Source organism: Corynebacterium sp. CNJ-954 (assembly GCF_001942345.1).
GTDB lineage: Bacteria > Actinomycetota > Actinomycetes > Mycobacteriales > Mycobacteriaceae > Corynebacterium.
The window spans coordinates 83167-94051 of sequence record NZ_MKKI01000005.1 but is presented as its reverse complement, the minus strand read 5'-3'; the positions used below and the strand labels follow the sequence as shown (position 1 = coordinate 94051).

Genomic DNA, 10885 nt, shown 5'->3' with positions numbered 1-10885 from the left:
GTTGTCGTCCCGACTGTAGGAAAGTAGGAGGAGAAATCATGACTAGTCTGCTTTATGCCCTTCGTTCTGAGATCACGAAGTTGTTCAGTATGCGGTCGACGGTGGTGTACGCGATCCTGCTGACCGGAGCGTTGTACGGCCCTGTGGTCCTGGCCACGTTGTTCTCTTCGGAGACGCCGACTTTCGAGTGGGCCGACCTGATGAATGGCGCGATGATCTTCATCATGGTGGCCATTGTGTTCGCCGCGGCCACCACGGCCGGTGACATCCGGAACCACATGCACGCCCAGGCGTTCCTGACTCAACCGGGCCGTACCACCTGGGTGACAGCGAAATTGCTGGTGACCCTTGTCTTTACGTTCGTGACCTACGTGGTCGGTGTTGCGCTGTCCGTCGGGGCGGCGGCAGCGTTCGGGGCGAATCTGTCCCTTGACTTCGGTGGAGCATTCACACCGGTCTGGAGTTACCTGCTGGGCGGGATCGCGTTCCCGCTCATGGCAGTGGGGCTCGCGTGCGTACTGAGAAGCCCTGTCGTGTCTGTCGCTGTGCCGACCGTCTGGTTCCTGTTGATCGACGGGATGATCGGTGAGACAGCAACACATATCGAGGCATTCCGTCCCCTCGCGGCCATCGCACCCGGCGAACGACTGGCGCAGTTGGCCACAGGTTACGACCGCGTCGGTCTTGGCCTCGACAGCTTGACCTGTGTAGCAGTGCTTGTCGTCTGGGTCGTTGTCCTGTCCGCTGTCGGGCTGTGGCGTAATCAACGCTCCGACGTCCGGTAGCCTGTGGGCCATGGACATCGCAATCGGGGACTCCGGACGCACACTGTCACTGCCGACCCACTGGCAGGAGCTCGACACGGTTCCGGAGGACGCACCGGGCACGGTGGCATTCGGGTACCGTACGGCGGCGAGTTTCGCCGCCGTCACCCTCGCTCCGCTGGACGGTCAGATGATGCCGGTCGACAGGGACGATGTCGTCAGGGGGATCCAGCCCGCGCTGGAGGAGGCGCACGCGGAGCTGGTGGACGTCGATGCGGGGGAGACCCCGTCCGGGGACCTGCTCGTCTACACGATCGTGAAGACACCTGAACCGGAGGAGGGCGACGGTGCCGGAGAAGGGGACCAGCTCAACCTCACCCTGCACTTCGCCGTGGAGAACGGTGACTACATGGCCCCGTACATGGTCCAGGGATTTCTCACCGGGGAGCAGGATGAAGCCCTCGACCAGGCCAGGGACCTGGTCACCCGGATCATCACCGCCGAGTAGCGGACACGGTCCCGCGCTCCGCGCCGGCGAGATGCTCGAGCCGTGCGGGGGCATCGTCGGTGGAGACGACGACCGACCCCGCCATGAACAGGGGCAGGAGCGTGGCGACCAGACCGTCGGTGTCGTTCCAGGGGCCGGTCACCGACCGGGTCCCGGGCTCGAAGGCCTCGGAGGCGCGGCGTCGTAGGTCGGTCCCTGTCACCGGCTCACCGTCGACGGTGTGCAGTAGCACCGTGTCCTCGCCGGTCTCCGGCCCGGCGTAACGGTCACCCTGGACCCGCAGTTCAGGTGACAGGTCGGTGACCCCGAACTCGACGTCCCCACCGGCTTCGGCCACTCCGCGGCCGAAGGGGTCGGTGGACAGTTGGAGGATCTCGGCGTCCCAGTCGGGGTGGGCGCCGGGGTCCGTGGTCATCAACGCAGCCGCCGATGCGGCGGCCGGTGACGACGGGGAGCAGACCGCCACGCCGGCCCGCCAGCAGCCCACGACCAGGGCAGCGGGCATCCAGTCCGTCGGCGCATCGAGAACCACGACGTCGCCGGGGAACAGCCCCAGCTGGCCGGCCATCAGGTTGCCGCCTTTCGCGGCCCAGTTCGCCAGCGTGGCAGCGGACAACTCCATCCGTCCTGCGTCGGTGTACGTCGTCAGGCGCGGCGATGCGGCGTCGGTCTGGAGGAACGGCGACAGGAGATCCATGAAGACCAGACTAACCCGGTCAGCCTCCGACGACCTTGTCCGGGTCGCCCAGGCTCGGGCCCAGGATCACCAGCACGAGGAAGACGAGCACCGCCAGTCCGACCACGGTGGTGAGGACCGTCTGCCAGCGTCGTGACCAGGTGGGGTTCCGGGAGAACCAGCATGCGATCCAGGCGCCGACGGCCGCGCCGACAGTGTTGCAGATCAGATCCGTCACATCGGTGCGTCCCAGCGAGAAGATGTACTGCGAGACCTCGATACCGAGGCTGAACACGGCGGCGATGCCCACCGTCCACCACCACCGGCCCGACAGGATCATCAGCAGGATCCCGAAAGGGACGAAGAAGGCGAGGTTGCCGAGGATGTCGAAGACCCAACCGAAGGTGGTGGACGAGTCCGTGACGATGCCGAAAGGAACCAGGCGCAGTTCCCTGACGCGTTGGTTCTCCGGCTTCCACAGCAGCCCGATGGTGTAGAACGCCTTCAATGTCGTCAGCGCGACGATCACCGCGGCGTAACCGACCAGGGTGACGCAGACCCACGTCCGCCACGGGGTGCGCACGGTCGGTGCGACAGGGGCGGGTGCGGGCGCGGTGGGAGTGTCCATGCGAACACACCATAGCGGTCCGTAACGTGAGGGTATGAATAGCAGCACCATCGACGCCCGTCTCCACGCCCAGGTGTACACGGTCGAGCAGATCCGTCGTGCAGAACAACCGTTGCTCGATGCACAGACTGAGCCGGATGAGCTGATGCGCTCCGCGGCCTCGGCGGTCGTCGAGGCCGCGGAGGTGATGTTGAAACGTAAAGCCATGACGTCGGCGCAGACGAAGGTTCTGCTCGCGGTCGGTGCCGGTGGAAACGGCGGGGATGCGCTCTACGCCGGTGCCGCCCTCGCTGCACAGGGGTGGCCGGTGGAGGCGGTGCTGCTGGGCCGTGACGGTCATGCACACCGTCGGGCGCTCGCCGCGTACCAGGACGCTGGTGGCGTGGTCGTCGACCTCCAGCAGGTGTGGAAGACCCCCGCCGGATACCTCCTGGTCATTGACGGTGTTCTCGGCATGGGGGGCGACGGTGGCCTGGCGGAGGACGCCGCCGTGTTCTTCTCTTTCATCTCCGCATGGTTCATCCCCATCCTCAGCATCGACGTCCCCTCGGGCATCGGGGCCGACTCCGGTCGCACCCCTCCCATGATCGACGTTGACGATCCACCGGACCCCTGTGCGGATGGAAAGGGGCTTCCCGGGATGACGGTGTTGATGCGCACTCGGGTTCCGGCCCACGTTATCGCTGATGTGACAGTGACCTTCGGCGGACTGCGACGGGCCCATGCAGTCAACGCCTACTGCGGACAGGTGATGCTCGCGGATCCGGGACTGTGCGGTGAACCGGGCGATGACCAGCCACGGACGATCGGTACCCGGCTCGCACAGGAATGGAAGCGGAATCGCCGGGGGAAAGGGGAGTTCGACGTCCGTGCCGGGCGGGCCGTGGCACCACCCCGTGACCCCCGCAACGACCCGGCAACGACGGTGGGGCCAGTCGATCTGAGCGGGGAGTTCGACTTCTCGTCCACGGACCTGGTTCCTGTCCCCGAAGCCCATTCCGGAACCATGTTTGCACCCGGGCCCTATGACGACAAGTACTCCGGGGGAGTGGTGGGCATCTGTGCGGGGTCCGAGGCATATCCGGGCGCAGCGATTCTGAGCACCACGGCTGCGGTGCGTACGACCAGTGCGATGGTGCGTTATGTCGGTGGTGCCTCACGGGACGTCATCCAGGCGTGTCCGGAGGTGGTGTGGGCGCCGTCGGTGTCGCGGTCCGGGCGCGTCCAGGCGTGGGTCGTGGGCCCCGGACGTGGAACGGGTGCCGATGCAGCGGAGGAGGTGGAATTCCTCCTGACGCGTCCCGAACCACTGGTGGTCGACGCGGACGCGTTGACGGTGCTCGCTGAGTACAAAGAACTCCGGGACCTGTTGACGGAGCGAGGTGCGTCGGGATCAAACCCGGCCCCGACGGTGCTCACACCGCATGCGGGGGAGTTCCGGCGCCTGGCTGACGCCGTCGGGGGTGTCCCGGACCCGGACGAGGACCGGATCGGCGCGGCAGCGTCCTTGTCCCGGGCCTTCGGCTGCATGGTGCTTCTCAAGGGACGTCACACTGTGGTGACGGACGGCGAGAATGTCCAGTGCACTGACGCAGGGACATCGTGGGCCGCTACACCGGGTTCGGGTGACGTCCTCTCCGGGATGATCGGTGCCCTGCTGGCGGAGAATGAGGCCCGGCATGGCCCCGGTGCGGAACAGCGCGTGGGATGCACCGGGATGTCGCAGAAGGAATGGCGGGTGCCTTCAGCGACATCCCCCGCGAATGACGCGGTCGCCCTCCACGCCGTCGCCGCGTCGATCTCGGCACAGACTCCGGAAGGGGAGGCGCCTACCTCTGCATCGCGGATAGCGGAGGCGGTTCCACGGGCGAGGGCCAGAGCAGGACGTCCGCGCTCGTGGCGTGCCTACTGACGGAGCGTCACCCTAGTTGATGCACATCGGGCCGTCGCCGCCGGCGTCGATCGCGCCGCGGTCAGAGGTGGCGGAACCGGACTCCTCCGGGGTCCCCACGGCGCCGACGTTGTCGGCCCCCTCCGCACTCTGGTTCTCGCCGAGGACGTCGCCACCGGTGGCATCGGTGCCCGGGGTGCCGACATTCTCCGAGGAATCGCCGGACGAGCCCGAGCCGGACTCGCCGACCGCAGGCAGCGGTTCATCGACGCCGGATGTGGACGTTCCTGGACCGTCGTAGGTACCGGACAGCGTGACCCGGATCTCCCCGGCGTCGAGGCTGGAATCCTCCACCACGTTGAGGCCACCGAGCTGCTCGGCCAGTCCGCGCGCAGCGGGGTCATTCTTGTCTGCGACGTTGACCTGGCTTTCAGAGATGCTGTTCTCAGTGGCGTTACCTACTTCACCCATGCCGTACCCGGCTCCGGAGATGAGGTCGCCCACGCGGGCAGCCATGCCACTCACACCACTGGCGTTGTAGACCGAGACGGTGGACTCGGAGGCTCGTAGTCCTCGATGTCGCTGGACGAATCGCTGTCGTCCTTGCCGTCATCACCGTCGTTCCCGTCACTGTCGGAGTCTTCACCGAGAAGCTCATCGAAGAAGCTGTGTACCTGGTCGCGGTCGATGGTCACCACCGACTCACCTGTGTCGCTGGTACCGTCGATGCTGGTCACAGGGATGGTCTGGAAGGTCACGTTGCCTCCGGCGAGGTTCTGCATCTGCGTGGCAAGGCTCATGACATCCCACCCTTCGTCGAGCACGACGGAACTCTCGATCGCTTTCCGCAACTTACCCAGGGACGACGGGTTGGCCAGTGTGGACGTACTGAGGACCTTATTGGCCAGGCTGGCCATGTAGACCTGCTGACGGGTGATGCGGTCCAGATCGCCACGAGGCAGGTCATGACGTTGACGCACGAAACTCAGGGCATTCTGTCCGTCCAGTGTCTGCTCACCGGCAGGGAACTTTGCCCCGGAGAAAGGTTCGTCGACGGCATTGTTGAGGCACACATCGACCCCGCCCACAGCGTCGGTGAGTTTGACGAAGCCGAGGAGGCCGACTTCCGCGTAATGGTCGACCGTGATCCCAGTGACGTCAGCGACGGTGCTGACGAGTGCCTCCCGCCCAGCCTGGGAGGATTCGTTCTCGACCTTCTGCTCGTCGGGCGTCTCCCCGGCGGCAGCGGCCTCGTCCTGGAGCTCCTGGGTCTTGTAGAACTTCGTCTGACCGTAGATCGAGTTGATCTTCTGGTTGCCGAGGTCGCCGCCGTCGACGTAGGTGTCTCGGGGCAGGGACACGGCGGTGGCCGACGAACCGTCATTCGGCACACGGATGAGGATGATCGTGTCTGTACTTGTCGTCTCCTCTTCGCCGGCCCGCAGCATGTCGATCTCTTTCTGCGACAGGGGCTTGCCGTGTGCGTCGGTGCGGGAGTCGATACCGACCAGGAGGATGTCGGTCGCTCCGTCCTGCTGGTCACCTAAGTCGAGGCCCCCGGCCTGACTGATGTCCGAACCGAGGTTGCCGAATGTGGTGTAGCCGTACGCACCACCGGCGAGCATGATCGCGGACAACAGCGCGAGAACGACCTTGACCGGGGTGGAGCCGATCTGACGGTGTCCGGACATCGCCGCTGCCGCGGAACCGTGGACCGTCCGCGATGACCGGTTCGGCGCCCGACGCTGCCCGCCTGCTGCGGCGGCGCCGGACGGGCGGCTGTGGCGGGCACGTTGCGGTTGCTGCGACCTCTGCGGAGTCTGCCGCGGCCGCTCGGACCGCGGAGGAACGTCATCGCGACGGTGGTGTCGTCCGCCGCGACCAGGCGTCTCTCCACGTCCATTGCGCGGAGACCTGTCAGAATCGCTCATTCCAGACCTTTCGGCGGTGTTCGGGATGTCAGTACTAGATACAGGGACAGAGGGGACTCTACTAGTTGTCAGGGCGGTTACCGTGATCGTGGGACCGGTCGATGTGTATGTCCGAGTAGAGTCGGTGCCGATCCTAAGGTGTGCCGAGGTGTCGTTGCACCGGTGTCCGCGGCCGTCAAGACAGGAGTTTTTCCACAGTGAAGGTAATAGTGACCGGCGCACATGGCCAGGTGGGGCGGTGTGTTGTGGCGCTGGGTGGAGAGGGGGTCACGCGAGCAGAGCTCGACCTGTCGGGTGCGGGGACGGCAGGTTTCAGAGCGGCGGCCTCATCCCTCTTCGCAGGCGGAGACCGCCCGGACGTGATGATCAACACGGCGGCGTGGACGGACGTGGATGGTGCGGAGGATGTGACGAACCGTCGTACCGTCGAGGCCGTCAACGCCGTCGCACCCGGTGAACTGGCCCGGGCCGCAGCCGATGCGGGTGTGGCGTTCATCCACATCTCCACGGACTACGTGTTCTCCGGGTCCGCCCCGGACGGCGGACGTGGCTGGCGTCCGGACGACCCCGTCCACCCCGCCAACGAGTACGGACGGACGAAGAGTGAGGGGGAGCAGGCGGTCCTCGCAGCCGGAGGTACCGTCGTGAGGACGTCCTGGGTCTGGTCGGGGCCTGAAGCCCCCGGGCGGGACTTCGTCTCGGTGATGGCCACGCTGGCAGAGAACGGGGTGGACCCACGCGTCGTCGACGATCAGGTGGGACGCCCCACCTATGCACCGGATCTCGCTGAGGAGCTGTGGGCACTGGCGCACGCCGAGGTGCCGCCGGGCATCCTCAACGTCACCAATTCCGGGGAGCCGGTGTCGTGGTGCGGACTCGCCAGGGAGGTGTTCCGGTACAGCGGTCACGATCCGGCCCGGGTGGCACCCTGCGCCACACGGGACTGGCCGACACCCGCTGCACGTCCCCCGTGGTCGGTCCTGGACCTGGAGCCCTGGTCCACCACGGTGGGACGGACGCCGCCGGACTGGCGGGACAGCCTGAGACGGGGACTCGGGGCGGGTTTTCGGCTAGGGTGAACTCCCGTGAAACCGATCGCCGTCATCACCGTCACCTACTCGCCGGGGGAGTACCTCACCCGATTCCTGGACTCTGTGCCGGAGGCCACCGACCAGGGCGCCGTCGTGGTGATGGCGGACAACGGCTCCACCGACGGGGCGCCGGAAGCCGCGGCGGACCGGGACGGGGTCGAGTTGCTCCGTACCGGGGGAAACATCGGCTACGGCGCCGGGATGAACGCCGGGGTGGAGTCGTTGCGCGCACGCCGGGAGGCAGGGGAGATCGACGGTGAGTTCCTGGTGATCTCCAACCCCGACGTCGTCTTCGATTCAGGGGCGATCGACCGGATGGTGGAAACGGCACGCCGTCATCCCCGTGCCGGCGCCGTGGGCCCTCTCATCCGTGAGGTGGACGGGAGCGTCTATCCGTCGGCACGGTCGGTACCGACGCTCGGTGCGGGTATCGGTCACGCACTTCTGGCGCCGGTATGGAAGAACAATCCGTTCACCCGCCGGTATCTTGCGGACGCCGTGATGGATGAGGAGAGGACGTCCGGCTGGTTGTCCGGGTCCTGCCAGCTCCTGCGGTGGGAGGCGTTCGATGCGGTCGGTGGTTTCGACGAGCGCTACTTCATGTACATGGAGGACGTCGACCTGGGCGACCGGTTGTCACGCGCTGGGTGGGAGAACGTGTTCACCCCCTCCGCGGAGATCACGCATGCCAAAGGTCATTCCGCCGGCAAGCATCCTGAGATCACCTTGCCGGCGCATCACGACAGTGCCTACCGCTTCCAGGCTGACCGGCTGTCGGCCTGGTGGCAGGCTCCCGTGCGTGCGGCGTTGTGGGCGGGGTTGAAGCTCAGGGGGGTCGTCGCTGTCGCGCTGGCGAAGCGGGCGCGCCGTTGACTGCTGAACTGCATTCCGTCAGATAACCTCCCAAGGGTGAACAGTGACGAACGAGACAACCCCTCACCCTCGACCCCTGACACGACATCAGACCTCGCCGCCGACACCGACGCCGTGATTCTCGTCGGTGGTAAGGGCACGCGTCTGCGACCCCTGACCAACTCCATCCCCAAGCCGATGCTCCCGGTGGCGGGCTACCCGTTCCTCCAGCATCTGCTGGCGCGGATCCGGGAAGCGGGGATGACCCACGTCGTGCTGGGCACCTCTTTCAAGGCGGAGGTCTTTGAGGAGCATTTCGGCGACGGATCCGAGCTCGGCCTGGAGATCGAGTACGTTGTCGAGGACTCTCCCCTCGGCACCGGCGGCGGCATCCGTAACGTGTTGTCGCACCTGCGGCACGACAGGGCCATGATCTTCAACGGTGACATTCTCGGTGGGACGGACCTCAACGCCGTGCTGCGGACGCACGTCGACAATGCCGCGGACGTGAGTCTCCACCTTCTCCGGGTGGCGGACCCACGCGCATTCGGGTGTGTGCCGACGGCGGGGGACGGCCGGGTGGAAGCGTTCCTGGAGAAGGCGGAGGACCCGCCCACCGACCAGATCAACGCCGGATGCTACGTCTTCCAGCGTGAGATCATCGAGTCGATCCCGGAGAACCGGGTCGTCTCGGTGGAACGTGACGTCTTCCCCGACCTTCTCGTCAAGGGCCACCGGCTGTACGGTCACGTCGACCAGGCGTACTGGCGGGACCTGGGGACTCCGGACGACTTCGTCCGCGGCTCCTCGGATCTGGTGCGTGGTATCGCCCCGTCCCCGCTGCTGGCGGGACGCAACGGCGAGGCGCTCGTCGACGAGTCTGCGGCCATCGCCGGCGGTGCACTGCTGCTCGGTGGGACGGTGATCGGCCGCGGCGCTGAGATCGGTGCGGGCGCACGGGTGGACACCTCGGTGGTTTTCGACGGCGTGGAGATCGAGGCGGGGGCCACCGTGGAGCGTTGTGTGGTCGCCGCCGGAGCACGGATCGGGGCACGTGCCCATCTGCGCGATGCCGTGGTGGGGGAGGGCGCCGTTGTCGGGGCCCGGTGTGAGCTGCAGGGCGGCGCCCGGGTGTGGCCGGGCGTGACGCTCCCTGACGGAGGACTGCGCTTCAGCAGTGACGTCTGACCCCCGTACGGGGCGGGCCCGCGCTGAGTGAAAATATTTCGATATCTTGTGGCTTCGGGGGTCGAATACGGCCCCAATCGTCTACATGTAGTGGTGCTTCCTGTGTGAGTTGGCCCATGTCGTGCCTGTCAGAACACTGTGAATGCGTCTCAAGGGCTGTATTGCGTAACTCGTGTGACTGGTGTGACGCATGGGACTTTATGTCCTGGTCGAAAGGTTGACGCTATGGAATTACCCGTGTGTAATCTTTCCTGTAGGTAGAGGCCGGTGGGAACCCGGCACGGCGGATTTCAGTGAGGAGACAACGGTGGACAACCCGGCGGACGCCTTTCGTGGTCCCTTCTCGGAGGGGTCCGCAGCCGTGGACGGTGACGATGCCCGTTCCGGTCAGGTGAGTGACTCCGGCACGTCGGGAGAGCTGCCCGACCTCCTCAGGGGTGGCATCGACGACTACACTCCCAGTGCTTTCTCCGACCTGACGGAGGATTTCGACCTCCTCTTCGATGCGGTCGAGCAGGACTGGCAGGAACAGGCCCTCTGCGCCCAGACCGACCCGGAGGCATTCTTCCCTGAGAAGGGCGGTTCGACCCGCGAGGCCAAGCGCATCTGCCGGGCCTGCGGTGTCCGGGACGAGTGCCTTGAGTACGCGCTCGAGCACGACGAGCGCTTCGGGATCTGGGGCGGACTTTCCGAGCGCGAGCGTCGGCGTCTCAAGAAGCGCCTCGGCTGATTCTCCTCAGCCCACCCGGCTCCTCAGGCCTCGTCAGTCCCAGCGGAAACCGGGGTCGATGACCTCCGGTGCCACGTTGAGATAAGTCGCCACCAGGCGGGCTATGACGAACCTCAGCCACTCCTCCGTGTCCATCCGGTCGGTGGAGCGCTGTTCGATCGGTCGCCGGAAGATGATCAACCGGGGCCGGGTGGGGGACCCCGCCTCATCGACGCCGGCCGGGACAAGCCGGCCCAACGGTACGGGGCCGTCCGCCGCGACCTCATCCGACCACCGGGCGGTGGTGGAGTCCAGTCTCATCCGCGGGACGAGGTCGATCGCGACGTCGAGACCGTCGAGCCGTTCGCCGAACCGGTCGAGCACCGGGGCGTACGTGTCCAGGACAGCGGCGTCGAAGATCTCCGCACGGGTGGCGTAGCGCGGCAGTTTCGGCATCAGCACGCCGCGGAGCCACGGCCGCGGGTGTCCCTGGTCAGTGCTCTGGCCGGATGGCCGGGCGCTGCCTCGCGTTTGACCGGCGTCGTGCCCGGAACGCCCGGACTGTCGGGACCAGCGGAGGGAGAGGGGGGACGGGTCATGGATCCGATCCTAGACCGCCCTGCGGGGCATGCCCGAGTCCGACAGGC

General features: G+C 66.5%; 9 protein-coding genes and 2 pseudogenes. 7 read left to right on the top strand and 4 right to left on the bottom strand.

Features of this window, described 5'->3' with window-relative positions; genetic code table 11:
- Window positions 1-38: 38 nt before the first annotated feature.
- The gene (locus tag BJF89_RS03500) at window positions 39-785 is read left to right on the top strand and encodes an ABC transporter permease (RefSeq protein ID WP_075812248.1); all 747 of its coding nucleotides are present in this window, start codon (window positions 39-41) and stop codon (window positions 783-785) included.
- 10 nt (window positions 786-795) lie between these two features.
- Window positions 796-1272, top strand: coding sequence for a hypothetical protein (locus BJF89_RS03495; RefSeq protein WP_075812246.1), 477 nt, complete (start codon window positions 796-798; stop codon window positions 1270-1272).
- Here BJF89_RS03495 and BJF89_RS03490 read toward each other — a convergent pair.
- Complete coding sequence (locus tag BJF89_RS03490) at window positions 1259-1969, bottom strand: TIGR03089 family protein (RefSeq protein WP_075812244.1); 711 nt, start codon at window positions 1967-1969, stop codon at window positions 1259-1261. The genes BJF89_RS03495 and BJF89_RS03490 overlap by 14 nt on opposite strands.
- A gap of 19 nt (window positions 1970-1988) precedes the next feature.
- Window positions 1989-2576, bottom strand: a complete 588-nt coding sequence (locus BJF89_RS03485) for a VanZ family protein (RefSeq protein ID WP_083650470.1) — start codon at window positions 2574-2576, stop codon at window positions 1989-1991.
- Between the two features lie 34 nt (window positions 2577-2610).
- On the opposite strand from BJF89_RS03485, the gene BJF89_RS03480 reads away from it, so the two are divergent.
- A complete protein-coding gene (locus tag BJF89_RS03480) occupies window positions 2611-4488 on the top strand; it encodes a bifunctional ADP-dependent NAD(P)H-hydrate dehydratase/NAD(P)H-hydrate epimerase (protein WP_075812242.1) in 1878 nt (625 codons plus the stop codon).
- Between the two features lie 12 nt (window positions 4489-4500).
- Here BJF89_RS03480 and BJF89_RS03475 read toward each other — a convergent pair.
- Window positions 4501-6158, bottom strand: a pseudogene (locus BJF89_RS03475) (LCP family protein).
- A 449-nt stretch (window positions 6159-6607) separates the two neighbouring features.
- Between BJF89_RS03475 and BJF89_RS03470 the strand changes: the two are divergent.
- The 4 genes from BJF89_RS03470 to BJF89_RS03455 all read left to right on the top strand — a co-directional run bounded on the left by BJF89_RS03470 (window position 6608) and on the right by BJF89_RS03455 (window position 10259).
- On the top strand, window positions 6608-7477 hold the full coding sequence (locus tag BJF89_RS03470) for an NAD(P)-dependent oxidoreductase (protein ID WP_255372473.1): 870 nt from the start codon (window positions 6608-6610) through the stop codon (window positions 7475-7477).
- A gap of 6 nt (window positions 7478-7483) precedes the next feature.
- Window positions 7484-8362 carry a glycosyltransferase family 2 protein gene (locus tag BJF89_RS03465; RefSeq protein ID WP_075812240.1) on the top strand — a complete coding sequence of 293 codons (879 nt, stop codon included), beginning with the start codon at window positions 7484-7486 and terminating at the stop codon, window positions 8360-8362.
- 36 nt (window positions 8363-8398) lie between these two features.
- Window positions 8399-9529 (top strand): NDP-sugar synthase, encoded by a 1131-nt coding sequence (locus tag BJF89_RS03460; protein WP_083650469.1) that lies wholly within the window; start codon window positions 8399-8401, stop codon window positions 9527-9529.
- Between the two features lie 442 nt (window positions 9530-9971).
- Window positions 9972-10259, top strand: coding sequence for a WhiB family transcriptional regulator (locus tag BJF89_RS03455; protein ID WP_139311863.1), 288 nt, complete (start codon window positions 9972-9974; stop codon window positions 10257-10259).
- Between the two features lie 33 nt (window positions 10260-10292).
- On the opposite strand, the pseudogene BJF89_RS03450 reads toward BJF89_RS03455, so the two are convergent.
- Window positions 10293-10837 (bottom strand): annotated as a pseudogene (locus BJF89_RS03450) (metallopeptidase family protein).
- Window positions 10838-10885: the final 48 nt, after the last annotated feature.

Excerpts from the sequence above, each read along its gene's own strand:
- BJF89_RS03500 (WP_075812248.1), top strand. The coding sequence starts at position 39 with ATGACTAGTCTGCTTTATGCCCTTCGTTCTGAGATCACGAAGTTGTTC.
- BJF89_RS03495 (WP_075812246.1), top strand. The coding sequence starts at position 796 with ATGGACATCGCAATCGGGGACTCCGGACGCACACTGTCACTGCCGACC.
- BJF89_RS03490 (WP_075812244.1), bottom strand. The coding sequence starts at position 1,969 with ATGGATCTCCTGTCGCCGTTCCTCCAGACCGACGCCGCATCGCCGCGC.
- BJF89_RS03485 (WP_083650470.1), bottom strand. The coding sequence starts at position 2,576 with ATGGACACTCCCACCGCGCCCGCACCCGCCCCTGTCGCACCGACCGTG.
- BJF89_RS03480 (WP_075812242.1), top strand. The coding sequence starts at position 2,611 with ATGAATAGCAGCACCATCGACGCCCGTCTCCACGCCCAGGTGTACACG.